Source organism: Petralouisia muris (assembly GCF_004793545.1).
In the GTDB taxonomy this organism is placed as follows: domain Bacteria; phylum Bacillota; class Clostridia; order Lachnospirales; family Lachnospiraceae; genus Petralouisia; species Petralouisia muris.
This window is the reverse complement of sequence record NZ_SRYA01000009.1, coordinates 1-13,282: the sequence shown is the minus strand read 5'-3', so window position 1 is coordinate 13,282 and position 13,282 is coordinate 1. Positions and strand designations below refer to the sequence as shown.

Sequence of the window (13,282 nt, the reverse complement as noted above, 5' to 3'; positions counted from 1 at the left end):
TCATGTGTTATTATGAGTTTTATCCTTATCTGGTTTCATACTTATATTAGAATATTATATTCAAGCACTAAAGAGTCTGTTGCGTTTTCTTGAAAATACCGTTATCCTTCCTCGAAGGTATTGTATTTCCCGGAATGCATACAGCACATGTAATGAACCAATGACATGATCAGCCAGTACCGCTCGATTCCCTGCCGTGAGCGGATCTGATATTTGTCCAGCGCGAGTTTGTTTTTGCTCTGACGGAAAAATATTTCGACTGGCCACCGTTCTGTATATGTGTCAAGGATTTCCTGTGTGGATATTCCGGCATTTGTGGATATAAATGCCCTCAGCGCTTTCGGATCTCCAAAAGCTTCCCGGGGATAGCTGATAATAACCACCGCGTTTGGAATATCATTGAGTTCTCCTTCGTAGCGGTACACATAGAATTCACGGCCGCCAACGGTCACAAGGCTGACAGCACGGTCTGCTTTTCTCTAATGAAGGGCAAACTCACTGACTTTCTGGCGGATCCCGCATGGATAGATGACCCGGTTGGTCTTCAGCGCTCCGATCGGATAAAACCCTTTCCGGATAAAACTGTCCATTACCTTTACGGAGGTATGCCAGCTGTCGCAAAGGAAATAGGAAATCACCGGCGCCACGGGAAGCTCATCCGCAATCTTCTGGACAATCTGTATCTTTGATTTTGATTTGTCATACAGGATGTCGGCATAATTCAGTATGAGCCCATTACAGGAAAGCATGACAGAAACAATCTGATGCCCATAATCCTGACAGCCCTTTAAATGGGATTGATGGAAGTGCGCCGCTTCAATTGGATGCCCGTCCTGTGACGAAGGCCTGGTATGCGAAGCAATCGTATCATCCCTAATACAGAAAACAGGCTGTCCTGAGCGTTGCGCTTCCTGATAAATAACCTGTATGACGGCATTTTTCAAGATATCCTGGAGAGCCGAATCATTCCACTTGCCGTGGTTCAGGAAATAGGCGGTTGTGGTTCTATGCTGGTTACTTACTTTGGCGAAATCTACAGTTTTCCCCTGTAACCACAGAGGAAAACGGAAACAATGATAGTCATCAGATGGTTTAGGTACACATCGGATAAAAATAATCCGAGTTTTAAGGTTTTAAAGCAATTGTAAATACTGTTAGAATGATGTATACTGTTTGCAACGGGCACCCCTTGTTGTTTGAGTATGTTGTTTGTTGGTACTTCAATTATACATCATTCAACAGAGGGTGTCTTTATTTTGTGCAATATTTAGTATTTACTCATTTATAGTATGTAATATAGGTATTACAGAAGCGGATCAGATAAATATAAAAAAGAAATGGGGTAAAAAAGCAAATGGATAATATACTTGTAATTAATTCACCATATGTCCCAAGTTATTTTAATGCTGGACATCATTTACCGATTTTTGAAGTTGGAGAATATTTAAGAAAAAATTCTAAAAATATACACGTTACTTGTTTAGATGCAGGTGCACTTATGTATACATGGAAAGAATTAGGGGATTATTTCTATCAGAATTCTTATAAAATGATTGCTATTATGATGGATTTTGATACTTCTGATAATTTTGAACGAATGTTAAACTATATTAAAGAACTTACTCCTAAGAGTAAAATATTAATTTTTGGAAGACTATGTAAACAAATACCGGATTATTTTAAAAAATTTAATATTGATGGAATTGTAACAGATGGGGACTTTGAATTTTCAGTATTACAGTTTTGGAAATATATTTGTGGAAATATTAATATTCCAGCAGGATGTAGTGTTTATATAAATGGAGAGTGGATAAATGGATCTAAAGGTAAGTATTTAGATGTGTCTGAATGGGTTTTTCCAAATTTAAAAGAAATTCCATTTGAATGCTATTCTAAATTATATTTAAAGGATTCTAATAAGTTTTGTGGAATTCCTAATAAAAAAGAATTGGTCGTACATGTTTCCAGGGAGTGCCCAATAAATTGTAAATTTTGAGATGTTTCTGAGATGCAGGGAACAGTAGATAGACGTTTATCACCAGATATGCTTTGCGAATACATAATTGAAAATTTTACAAAATACCAATTTGAATATGTTTCTATGTATTCGGCGATTTTTACATTAAATAAAGAGTGGACAATTAAATTTTGCGAGTTAATGCAAAAAAAAGGTCTCATAATTCCTTGGAAATGTGTAACAACTATTGAGCATTTATCATTAGATTGTATAGAGAAAATGGCAAAAGCTAATTGTATTCATATTAGCATAGGCATTGAGAATTTTTTGAAAATGAAAAGATTTTGGCTTTTCCAGAAATTAAAAAAAATACGTTAGAAAAATTTGAAAAAATAGTAGAAATCTGCAAACATTTAAGTGTAGAGTTAAATTGTTTTGTAATGTTAGGTATTCCTGGAATTTCAGTAGAAGAATCAATGAAAACAATAGAAAAATTAAATAATTATAATGTCCGCATTCGCCCTACTGTTTATACACCATATTATGAAATGAATTCAGATATGCAATTGAATGAATTGAGTAAATTTAATCGACAGCTTTTGGGAAAAAGTTTTTCTTATGATGAAAAACTGAAATTGTATAATGTTATTTTTGGCGATGTATTAAAGAATACGAAGGTAGATAAAAGTCTTGAATAAATTAATATGTTTTGATTTGATGGAAACTTTAGTATTTCCTCCTGATTCTCTAACGTTGAATAATTAAATCATGAAAAGGGCTTATTTTTTAACAGGTTTTCAAAAAGAGATGTATTTAAAAGGTTTTCCATATTCCATATTTATTAACAATATTGAGGAATTAAATCTAGTTAAAGATAAATTATTATGCAGGCAGATATTGAATAACAAAGATGTATTCGATATTTTATCAGTTCCTTATAATTCAGTATGGGATAGAATAACGGAAGAATATATATCGCTTTTTATGAAAAATCATCAATTTAATGAAAATATAATTAATATGTTATCAAAATTGAAAGAAAATGCGAGGCTTTGTCTTGTGTCAAATTTATATTCTGTATATAAACCTTTAATTTCAATGTTAAGTTTTGATAGTTATTTTGATCAAATATTGTTATCTTGTGATATAATGGAAAGAAAACCTAGTTTAAAGGTGCTGAAGAAAACAAAATATGAGACATACGAAAATAGAATTTTTATAGGAGATAACTGGCATAGTGATTTAATTATTCCAAATTAAATGTGGTTTTTTTGCTTGTCTTTTAGATGATAAAAATTTGTTTATTAATACCTTGTATCAAAAAGGAGTGGCATTTTTGCTTGAAAAGGATGAATGTTACAAAGTTAAGAGAAAGTATAAAGAGATATGTTTCTATTATCTATCTCCAGTATTGGATATTGACCATATAACAGCTGATGAATTGGAGATTGTTGATAATAAGTTGTATTTTAATTTTATGAAAAGGGTTAAGATAATAAGTAGCTTGGAAGAAATTTATAATATCGTTAATGAAATAGTATAGATTTAATAAGATTTTCATTTTTATATAGGCTAAAAATAGATGATTATATTTAGGAGGGGAATATGAACAATTTTAATTATCATCATTTTTGGAATGATGTGGATACTGTTGAAGCAAAGAAAAAAGTATCTAAAATTGGAAAATTAAATTGTGCTAGCAATGAATTGATTCATCATGATTTAGCCTGTATCAATGATGATATGATAAAGGTATTAGATGTAAACTTAAATAATTGTTACATTTATTATCCAGACAAAATGGTCAAATTTTCTAAATTATTACAAATTCCTAAAGAAAATTTACAGCTTTTTTCAGGGTCAGATGATGCTATTAAAATCGTATTGACAGCGTTGGGGATTAATTGTAAAAATATAATTATTCAGAGTCCTAATTATGAGAATTACTATTGCTATGCACGGCTTAATGGTCATATAATAGTGCAATGGAATATGGATGATACTTATCATTTTGCAGTATCAAAAGGGATTGAATTATTAGAGCAGATTGGAGTATCTATTGTTATATTAACAACACCAAATGGTTTTACTGGATTTACAATGACATTAGAAGATATTACTTCAATAATTGAAGTAGCATATAGTAATAATAGTATCGTTGTAATAGATCAAGCTTATGCACCGTTTGCTGAAATAAATTATATTAAATTTGCTTTAAAATATGATAATGTAATAGTAATATCAACGCTATCTAAGGGATTGGGACTTGCAGGCGCTAGGTTGGCATATACTTGTACATGTAAGAACATTGCATCATACTTAACTAAATGGAATGGATTAATAGTGTTTCCGCACTGAGTTATGAAATTGGAGAATACTATTTATCTTGTAAAAGTCTTGATAAGATAATTAATGATATCTTGCAAGAACGTAATGAGTTTATTGATTTTATAAATGCAAAAACACCCTGGATTGCTTATCCGTCTAAAGCAAATTTTGTATTAGTTAATTTAGGGTCAGAAAAAATAACCATAGGGTTAAGCGACTATTATAATGAAAATGATATCATTGTAAGAAGATTAACGATGAGTCCGTTTAAAAATTGTGTTAGGATAACAATAGTTGATCATGATAAAATGCAAAAAATTAAGGCAGTAATCATTAAATATGCCGCAGGTGGGAGTCGCTGGGGAGTATTAGATACAAGAAAGATAAAGGGGATCACCAAGAATGGGGCAATTGAGGATCGGAATTTGTGACGATGAAGAAATGATATTAAAGACGTTGTACGGCCTGGTAAAACAGGCCGTCAGAAAAATGGGGTTGGAATTTGAAATTCTGGTCTTTTCTTCTGGTAAGGATTTATTGCAGCAGGCAGAAGAATTGGAAATTGCTTTTCTGGATATTGAAATGCCGGAATTGGATGGAATAGAAACCGGCCGGATGCTTCGCCAGAGAAACTCTGAATGTGAGATTATTATGGCTACCGGAATTGAAGAAAGGTATAAAGAGGCCTTTCATGTCCGTGCGCTGCGCTTTGTAACGAAGCCTTTCGAACCCTCAGAAATTGAGGAGGCAATGGATGCTTGTCTCAGACGGAGAATTGGATTTGAAACTGTGGATGTGTACAGAAACAGAAATTTCTTCCAGGTGCGCCAGAAAGACATTGTATATGTGATTTCCTATGGCAGTTATGTGGAACTGTTGGCGAAAGGGAAGCGGTTTCGCAAAGAGGCTTCTATGGAAGAGATGGAAAAGATACTGGAGACTCAACTGTTTTTCCGTGCAGATCGGAAGTATCTGGTGAATTTGGGGCATGTAGATGATTATAAAAATGGGATCGTTACAATTGGAAAAGAGAATATCAAGGTGTCAAGGCGCAGGAAGAAAGAATTCGAACGAGCTTATATAGAGTTTGATTTGAAGTATAAGGGGAAAATATGATTTCAGGTGATTAAAATAACATTCGAGGGAGGACAGAAGTTTATTCGATCCAATCAGAAAGAAGGGAAAAGCCATGAAAAAACAGGAAATATATCATAATTACAATTATATATACCTGCTGATTTCTAATATTATAAATCGCTGCGAGGATTCCTTAGACACCATACTTTTTACATGGCTGGTATATTCCATTACAAATCAGGCGGGCTGGTCGGCAATTATTTTCGGTGTTAACCAGGCGGCCTCTGTCATTATTCAGCCTTTTTTTAATTAATTCGGCGGTTGTTCCTTTTGATGCGCCGCTTGCTCCAATTGCATCGAAAATGTTTCAGGGAGATGTACAGATTGTTTCATTTTTGCTTAGTGCAGCGTATCAGGCTGCAGCAGTTGAAACTGATTTTGTTTTTATATGTTCAGGGTTTATAATTATCTTTCTTTTTGTTTTTGCGCATATGGCTGCACATTTCAGAAGCTGTAGGTGAGGAGAGGAACAGGGATGACAGGGATTTTAATTTGCTGTTTTGTAATGGAGATCTGGAAATATCAATTGGGGCTGCGTTTATTTTTTCAAGAAAGGCTTCGGAGAAAATGGCCGACGATTGCAGGTATGGCACTGTATCTAATATGGTATTTTTCCGGCGCAAGGAAAGAAGAGGATGCGTATTTGAACATGTACTATATCGTAATGGTAATCCTTTTCTTTCGGATGGAGACAGATTGGAAAAAGAAATTAGAGGAATTGCTCTTATTGTATCTGGTGATTACCTGCATAGACAGTCTGTGTGCAGGATGTGTAACCGCTGCTCTGGAATGGTGTCAGGGGATAGGATTTGCCCAAACATGGGGAGATTTTGTAAGCGGAGCGATAACGGCAGCCATATTTTTAGGCATGACAGCCGTAAATGACAGGAAGCATATCTTAAAAAAGGAAGGGCTAATTCAATTTGTGAGAAAAGGAATGGTTTTTCTGGTTGTTTTGATAGCAACGGAAATTATGTTGGCAGTTACAGCATTAGATTTTACAAAAGATTATGTTCCAAATGTGAAATTTAAAATATTTGCCGGGGGTTTGAGCGGAGTCGCATATTTTGCGGCAGGTATTTTGGGAATTTTTATCATTTACATAAAAAACATGAATGAAAAACTGGAACAGAATGTGGAGACAGAACGAGAACTCAAGGAAGTGCAGAAAAAATATTATGAGACCCTGCTGAAGAAGGAAGAGGAAACCAGAAAGTATCGGCATGATTTAAAAAATCATCTGATTTGCCTGAAAGGGCTTGCGCAGGAGGAATGTGCCGGGAGAGTTACAGAGTATATCAGAGGTATGCAGAAACAGACAGAATTTATACAGGAAAAACCTTTTTCAACAGGAAATCATACGTTAGATTCTTTGTTAAATCACTATGGCTCTGTGATAACGCAGGATACAAAACTGATAGTTTTAGGAAAAATGGAAAATAATCTGAAAATTACAGAGGCGGATTTGTGTACAGTTTTTGGCAACCTTTTGCAGAATGCTGTAGAAGGGGTGAGGAGAGCGCAAGACAGCGGGAAATATATCAGGATTGAACTTGAACAAGGCAGGGAATACCTAAAAATCCGGATAGAAAACAGCGCTGAATATGATAAGGGCAGCATAAGGGAAAATGTGAGAAAACTATGGAAGACAACCAAAAAGGACAAAATGAATCACGGAATAGGGCTTGGCAATGTTCAGGAAACAGTGGAACGTTATCATGGAATATTAGAGACTAACAGGGAGAAACAAAAATTTATTGTCGAAGCAGTGATGAAAAACAGAATAGAATGACCGTGTAAGAACTTATCTGACCGTTCAAACAGTTAAGATTGCAACTCATAGCAGAATCTATTATTTTCAAGAAAAAAAGGAGGAGACTGTTATGGGTTATTTTGCAATGGCATTGATGCCGGTATGGATGAAATGGCTGAAGAATTTTTTTGGCTAATAGAACAAGGAAAAATATACGGAAGGATAAGGAAAATATGAAAATATTTTATGGAAAAATAAGAAAAAGATTGTGCGCATTGTTATTGGTGATGACAGTTTTCGTGTCGGCAGTATACCAAAATGAAGTTTATGCAGAGAACATCAGTTTGGGCGATATTGCCTCCTTGCCTGACTCTCTGCAGGCGCAGACATTGGAAGTAAAAGTTGACGGGCATGGCTTAAATGGAAAACATGAATATGAAGAGAAAGAAATTGCTGATTATAAAGACGGCATACTCATGACATTAAATGAAGAGACGGCTGTTCTGGAGAGTGAAACATTTACTGGAGATGTGTACAAAAATCAAACCAGTTTGTACGGGAATGCGCTTATAACAGAAGCAGGACACTGTACCTTGACAAAAAGTATTGTGACAGAAAGTGATATAAAGTTCAGCTCCCAGACAATTTCAGCAGAAGCAGAAGACAGTGCCGTTTTATATAGCAAAACCGGAAGTATTGAACTGCAGGCGGATGTTATTCATTTTACAGGGATTCTCTATGCGCCTGAAGCGTCAATTACCCTGTCCGCAAAAGAAATTCAATGGAACGGCGCTCTGATTGCAAAAAATATAAGTATTGAATCTGACAAATTAGAGATCAGAGGATACTCTGATTCTGAGATGAAGAAACTGAAATGGATGCAAGAGGAAAAAATTAACAGCAGCTATACAGTTTTGGATGAAGATAATAGAAAGCTTGTCTTTCATATGGAAAATTACGATGAAACAGAAATCTATGTAAGACAGGAAAACAGTCCCAGTTTTGAATTACTTGCTGTTACAGAGGAAGATACTTACGAAATTAATTATGATGAAATTCAGGGAATATCAGAATACCGAACGGTTACAAAAAGGTTTGGCGAAACGCAGAATTCCAGTATTTTTACATATTCTAATCAAAATGGAGAGGTTGAGGAAACGGTATTAGATTCTGATGGGGATCGGATACCAGATGGATATGAAATATGGGATTTGGGAACAGATCCCTATGCTGCAGATACAGATGGGGATGGATTTCCGGATGGATATGAGGTCTATGTACTATATACAGACCCCTTAGAAGTTACAGGAGATGCAGACAGTGACGGGGATGGATTATCTGATAAAACAGAAATGGAACTGGGAACAAACCCGCACTTAGCAGACAGTGATTTTGATGGGCTGATTGACAGCACAGATCCAGAACCAATGCTGACAGATGTTGAAAGCGGGCAGGTTCCCGATTATGAAGTGGAAACAAAAACAGGAGTTTTTGACATATGCATCAGATATTATGATGAAAATGGAACAGAATTTGAGACAATTTATGATTATACCGACGGACATTCGATTTATCTGAATCAGAATGGAAAAGCAACGCAAAGGTTTTATAACCAGGATGGCTATGAGACAGTCAGCATTCAAAAGGCGGACGGTGAATATATCATAAATACAACGTCTTATGATGAAAATGGAAATGCCGTAAGTGTGAATTACAATGGGATGCGTTATTGTTATGCCTATGATGAAGATGGAAATGTGATAAAATCAACAGCGGGAGATCGTGTTCTGGAGGAAAACTCCTATTCCGGAGAACAGCTTACAGAAGTTGTTTATGGGAACGGGGACAGGCAGAAAATGGAATATGACGAGGAAGGAAATCTTGTCAAAGTAATAAAAAATGATGAAATAGCCTATGAATGGGAGTATGAGGAAAACCGTCCGTTATTTTACCATGACTATCTGGAAGATAAAATATACACTTATACTTATGATGAAAATAACTATTTATCCCAAATTCAATGTTCAGATGGATTTACCGTGGATTATTCAGGCAGCGATGAATATCAGGAGGTCACATATAGTTACGGAGAAGAGAGCATTTATAAAGCCATAAATATATTAGAAGAAGAGGAAGATTCTCTGAAAGTAGAAGTAATGAACGGGGAAGATACCAATGTGATGGAACTCGAGAACAATACACTGACGTCACACTTTGTAACTTCCGAGAATGTAACAGTGGCAGAATCTGAAAAAGAGATTACAGAAGAGCAGTCTGTAGAAACAGAAAAGAATTCTGAAGAGGTTATTGAATATCAGTATGATGAGAATGGCAATATTGCAGAAGTTAAAACGGACGGGGTTGTAACTGCGGCATATGAGTATGACGGCTTCGGGCAGCTAATCAGAGAAGATTCCCTGGAAAGCGGAACTACTGTAATCAACGAATATGATACAGGAGGAAATATTTTAAGCAGTACGGAATATGCGTTGAATATGGGGGCAGAAACCGATGATCTTGCCGGGGGTAAACAAATAGTATATGAATATGGCGATCAGCAATGGGGAGATCTGCTGACTGCGTATAATGGAGCTGAGATTACCTATGATGAAATAGGAAACCCCATCAAATATTATAATGGAATGACCTTTGAGTGGAACGGAAAACAATTGGCTTCTGTGGAAAATGAAGGAGGGACAACTACATATTCCTATAATGGAGATGGACTGAGAACAGGGAAAAATACTGCCGGTGAGCAAACGGAGTATTTTTGGGAAAATGGAAACCTGATCGGAGAAAACAGGAACGGCAATGTTATATGGTACATGTATGATGCAGGAAATACGATTGCAGGATTTCAATATGATGGCAATTCCTATTATTTCAATAAAAATCTTCAGGGAGATATAGTGTCAATTGTAGACAGCAGCGGCGCCGTTCTGGTAGAATATGAGTATGATGCGTGGGGGAAAACCACAGTAGCTTCCGGAGACGAAACGTTAGGGAACTTGAATCCGATAAAATACCGGGGATATTACTATGACAATGAGACGGGATTCTATTATTTGCAGAGCAGGTATTATGATGCAAATACCGGGAGGTTTTTGAATGCGGATTACCATTTAGATTATGGAGCCGGAAACGCAGAGGGAAATTTATTTACATATGCAGCGAACAACAGCGTGATGCGCGTAGATCCAACAGGCGGCCAGTCAGTTGTAATTACAATCATTACGGTTGTGGTAGTTTTAGTGTTGGTGTCTTATCTTAGCAGCAGTTTCATTCCAACCTGGCGGAAGAACAGCAAAAAGCTGGCGGAGGCTATGGGCAGAGAACTGACTAAGATAGGCTCAACATTGGGTTATTACAAGTCATTAGTGGATGCATTGTGGGCTGATTATAGTCAGAGTTTTGCGAGAGCAAAGAAAAAGTTAACGGGAACAGAAATTCATCATATTGTGGCAAAGGGAGCATATAAAGCTACAGAAGCCAGGAAAGTTCTAAATAGTGTAGGAATATCGGTTGAAAGTTCTCTGAATAAAATCCCGCTTAAAAAAGGGCTCCATAAAAGATTGCATACAAATATGTATTATAAAATAGTGAACGAAATGGTGGTAAAATGTTATAATATGTCTAATATAAAGCAGAGGCAGAAGAGAAATGTGTCAGGTGTTTTAGAAATTTTATATAATACACTTAAAGGATTAAATAAAATGGCGCCATTTTAAGTTGATTATCATGAGGGAAATGCTATGGAACGAATACCAGAAGAAGTACTTAGGACATATGAAGTCAGTGAATCTTACCAGAAACTGAAAATCCTTCGGAACGAAGGCAGGGAAATACTGCAGAGATATTATAGAAAATATAAAGATAGTCTTCCGTATTTTAAGGAAGTGACAGCAAAGAAACTGGATCACGAAAGATATGGAACAGGAATGACATTGCCAAGGGGCAGGCTGTGTCCTGGAAATATGCAAGAGCTGATTATAGGAAATGTAAAACGAGGGAGAATAGTAAAAGAGTATGTAAATCCTGGATATGTTTATGGTTACGACAAAGAGGACAATCTGATCACAAGTGATATGGTGGAAGGGGAAATCAGAGACAGGGAATATATTTTTTGGACAGATCCATATACTCAGGTTGGTTTATGTTATGATAAACTTTTAGGGCTTGAATGTGGAACAATATCAGAGGTCTGTTATAGTGAGAAAAAAAGGATTATCCGATATTTATTTGGAGTGCTTTACGATGGAAAAATCACTTCCATGGTGATGGAAAGGTACAAGTATGAAGGAGATAAAGCCTTTGTGACCTTTATTGATTCTTCTATCGACGATGAAGATGGCTTTGATTACATAGCAGGAGAACATATTGTTCTGGATATGGACGAACAGGGAACCGTATTAAAATATAAAGCGTATATGGATATGACTCCGGAAGAGGTAATCGAGAAAGCGCCAAAGTATAAATTAACGCTATAAAATTCTAAGGAGATTACTGTGGAACGAATACCAGAAAAAGTACTTAAGGCATATGAAGCCAGTGAATCTTACCAGAAGCTGAAAAAAATTCGGAATGATAACAGCAAAATATTGCAGGGATATTATAGAAAATATAAAGATAGCCTGCCGTATTTTAAGGAAGAAGCAGCAAAGAAACTGGATCACGAAAGATATGGCACAGGAATGACATTGCCAAGGGGCAGACTATGCCCGGGAAATATAGAAGAACTGATTATTGGAAATGTAAAACGAGGGAGGTTAGTAAAAGAGTATGTGAATCCTGGATATATCTATGGCTACGATAAAGAGGACAATCTGATTACAAGTGATATGGTGGAAGGGGAAATCAGGGACAGGGAATATATATTCTGGGAAGAACCTCAGATACAGCTGGGACTGAAGTATTGGGGCGTGGATCTGGAATTGGCAGAAATCACAGAAGCCGCATATGATGAACAGGGAAAAATACAAAGATATCTGTTTGGCCTTATGGACGGTGAAAAAGTTGATGAAATACATATAGAAACATACAGGTATGAAGGCAATAAGGCATTTGTTACGTATATATATTCCATCCTCATTGACGGAGATTATATCACGGGAGAGCATGTTGTTCTGGATATGAACGAACAGGGAAAAGTATTGAAATATACCGGATATACGGATATGTATCCGGAGGAAGTGTACGAGGGTGTGCCAAAGCACAAATTAGTGCTTTGAAAAACGCTGAAAGACAGCAGCACATCTTTAACAGAGGGAGCGAAAAACAGCGTCGGCAGGAGGATATGCCTGCATGGTGTTGTTCCTCTAAATGTATATGCATGTTCTTCTGTAGTTTCATTGGGTTAAAATAATATTGGTTTTATCAAAAAAATTTTATGGAGAATGCTATGGAACGAATACCGGAAGAAGCGCTTAGGGAATATGAAGCCTGTGAATCTTACCAGAAACTGAAAATCCTTCGGAACGAATGCCGGGAAATACTGCAGGGATACTATTCGAAATACAAAGATAAACTTTCATATTTTAAGGAAGAATTTGCAAAGAAAGTGGATCATGAAAGGTATGGAACAGAATCAATACTGTCCCGGGGCAGGCTGTGCCCAGGAAATATAGAAAAGTTGAGAATGAGTAAAATAAAGTGGGGAAGACTCGTAAAAGAGTACATAAATCCTGGGTATGTCTATGGTTATGATAAAGAGGATAACCTGATTATAAGCGATATGGTGAGAGGGGAAATCAGAAACAGGGAGTACATTTTTTGGACAGATCCATATACCCAGGTTGGTTTACGTTATGAAGAACTTTGGGGATTAGAGTGTGGAACTATATCAAAGGTTTGCTATAATGAACAAAGGAAAATTAGAAGTTATATGTTTGGTCAGCTTGATCATGGAAAAATCACTTCCATAGTGATGGAAGAGTACAAGTATGAAGGGAATAAAGCTTTTGTGACTTTTATTGATTCTTTCATCGACGATGAAGACGGCTTTGATTACATAGAAGGAGAACATATTGTTCTCCTTCTGGACGAACAGGGAACCGTATTAAAATATAAAGCGTATATGGATATGACTCCGGAAGAGGTAATCGAGAAAG

16 protein-coding genes are annotated in these 13,282 nt (G+C 36.2%); 14 read left to right on the top strand and 2 right to left on the bottom strand.

Features of this window, described 5'->3' with window-relative positions:
* Positions 1-101 precede the first annotated feature (101 nt).
* Together E5329_RS05735 and E5329_RS05730 are read right to left on the bottom strand one after the other, a co-directional pair.
* A complete protein-coding gene (locus E5329_RS05735; RefSeq protein ID WP_135988637.1) occupies positions 102-452 on the bottom strand; it encodes a transposase in 351 nt (116 codons plus the stop codon).
* A 27-nt stretch (positions 453-479) separates the two neighbouring features.
* On the bottom strand, positions 480-944 hold the full coding sequence (locus E5329_RS05730; RefSeq protein WP_135988636.1) for a hypothetical protein: 465 nt from the start codon (positions 942-944) through the stop codon (positions 480-482).
* Positions 945-1,354: 410 nt separating this feature from the next.
* On the opposite strand from E5329_RS05730, the gene E5329_RS05725 reads away from it, so the two are divergent.
* The 14 genes from E5329_RS05725 to E5329_RS05665 all read left to right on the top strand — a co-directional run.
* On the top strand, positions 1,355-1,996 hold the full coding sequence (locus E5329_RS05725) for a hypothetical protein (RefSeq protein WP_135988635.1): 642 nt from the start codon (positions 1,355-1,357) through the stop codon (positions 1,994-1,996).
* Positions 1,997-2,008: 12 nt separating this feature from the next.
* Complete coding sequence (locus E5329_RS29645; RefSeq protein WP_168356535.1) at positions 2,009-2,335, top strand: hypothetical protein; 327 nt, start codon at positions 2,009-2,011, stop codon at positions 2,333-2,335.
* The gene (locus E5329_RS05720) at positions 2,302-2,655 is read left to right on the top strand and encodes a hypothetical protein (RefSeq protein WP_135988634.1); all 354 of its coding nucleotides are present in this window, start codon (positions 2,302-2,304) and stop codon (positions 2,653-2,655) included. Before E5329_RS29645 ends, E5329_RS05720 begins: the two co-directional genes overlap by 34 nt.
* A gap of 70 nt (positions 2,656-2,725) precedes the next feature.
* The gene (locus tag E5329_RS05715) at positions 2,726-3,217 is read left to right on the top strand and encodes an HAD hydrolase-like protein (RefSeq protein WP_135988633.1); all 492 of its coding nucleotides are present in this window, start codon (positions 2,726-2,728) and stop codon (positions 3,215-3,217) included.
* 76 nt (positions 3,218-3,293) lie between these two features.
* Positions 3,294-3,500, top strand: coding sequence for a hypothetical protein (locus E5329_RS05710; protein ID WP_135988632.1), 207 nt, complete (start codon positions 3,294-3,296; stop codon positions 3,498-3,500).
* A 62-nt stretch (positions 3,501-3,562) separates the two neighbouring features.
* Positions 3,563-4,315, top strand: a complete 753-nt coding sequence (locus E5329_RS05705) for a pyridoxal phosphate-dependent aminotransferase (RefSeq protein WP_135988631.1) — start codon at positions 3,563-3,565, stop codon at positions 4,313-4,315.
* Positions 4,285-4,716 carry a hypothetical protein gene (locus tag E5329_RS05700; protein WP_135988630.1) on the top strand — a complete coding sequence of 144 codons (432 nt, stop codon included), beginning with the start codon at positions 4,285-4,287 and terminating at the stop codon, positions 4,714-4,716. Before E5329_RS05705 ends, E5329_RS05700 begins: the two co-directional genes overlap by 31 nt.
* Positions 4,688-5,401 (top strand): LytR/AlgR family response regulator transcription factor, encoded by a 714-nt coding sequence (locus tag E5329_RS05695; RefSeq protein WP_135988629.1) that lies wholly within the window; start codon positions 4,688-4,690, stop codon positions 5,399-5,401. The genes E5329_RS05700 and E5329_RS05695 overlap by 29 nt, the downstream gene beginning before the upstream one ends.
* A 73-nt stretch (positions 5,402-5,474) precedes the next feature.
* Positions 5,475-5,675: a hypothetical protein gene (locus tag E5329_RS05690; protein ID WP_275443054.1), complete on the top strand. Its 201-nt coding sequence runs from the start codon at positions 5,475-5,477 to the stop codon at positions 5,673-5,675.
* A 222-nt stretch (positions 5,676-5,897) separates the two neighbouring features.
* The gene (locus E5329_RS05685) at positions 5,898-7,214 is read left to right on the top strand and encodes a sensor histidine kinase (protein WP_135988628.1); all 1,317 of its coding nucleotides are present in this window, start codon (positions 5,898-5,900) and stop codon (positions 7,212-7,214) included.
* 194 nt (positions 7,215-7,408) lie between these two features.
* Positions 7,409-10,903, top strand: coding sequence for an RHS repeat-associated core domain-containing protein (locus E5329_RS05680; RefSeq protein WP_135988627.1), 3,495 nt, complete (start codon positions 7,409-7,411; stop codon positions 10,901-10,903).
* Between the two features lie 24 nt (positions 10,904-10,927).
* Positions 10,928-11,662 carry a hypothetical protein gene (locus E5329_RS05675; RefSeq protein WP_135988626.1) on the top strand — a complete coding sequence of 245 codons (735 nt, stop codon included), beginning with the start codon at positions 10,928-10,930 and terminating at the stop codon, positions 11,660-11,662.
* An 18-nt stretch (positions 11,663-11,680) separates the two neighbouring features.
* Positions 11,681-12,403, top strand: coding sequence for a hypothetical protein (locus E5329_RS05670; RefSeq protein WP_135988625.1), 723 nt, complete (start codon positions 11,681-11,683; stop codon positions 12,401-12,403).
* 170 nt (positions 12,404-12,573) lie between these two features.
* On the top strand, positions 12,574-13,282 hold a 709-nt coding region (locus E5329_RS05665), incomplete at its 3' end, for a hypothetical protein (protein WP_135988624.1).

Bases quoted from the DNA above. Each gene is read 5' to 3' on its own strand.
- E5329_RS05675 (WP_135988626.1), top strand. From the start codon at position 10,928: ATGGAACGAATACCAGAAGAAGTACTTAGGACATATGAAGTCAGTGAA.
- E5329_RS05680 (WP_135988627.1), top strand. From the start codon at position 7,409: ATGAAAATATTTTATGGAAAAATAAGAAAAAGATTGTGCGCATTGTTA.
- E5329_RS05685 (WP_135988628.1), top strand. From the start codon at position 5,898: ATGACAGGGATTTTAATTTGCTGTTTTGTAATGGAGATCTGGAAATAT.
- E5329_RS05700 (WP_135988630.1), top strand. From the start codon at position 4,285: ATGGAATGGATTAATAGTGTTTCCGCACTGAGTTATGAAATTGGAGAA.
- E5329_RS29645 (WP_168356535.1), top strand. From the start codon at position 2,009: ATGCAGGGAACAGTAGATAGACGTTTATCACCAGATATGCTTTGCGAA.
- E5329_RS05715 (WP_135988633.1), top strand. From the start codon at position 2,726: ATGAAAAGGGCTTATTTTTTAACAGGTTTTCAAAAAGAGATGTATTTA.
- E5329_RS05695 (WP_135988629.1), top strand. From the start codon at position 4,688: ATGGGGCAATTGAGGATCGGAATTTGTGACGATGAAGAAATGATATTA.
- E5329_RS05725 (WP_135988635.1), top strand. From the start codon at position 1,355: ATGGATAATATACTTGTAATTAATTCACCATATGTCCCAAGTTATTTT.
- E5329_RS05690 (WP_275443054.1), top strand. From the start codon at position 5,475: ATGAAAAAACAGGAAATATATCATAATTACAATTATATATACCTGCTG.
- E5329_RS05705 (WP_135988631.1), top strand. From the start codon at position 3,563: ATGAACAATTTTAATTATCATCATTTTTGGAATGATGTGGATACTGTT.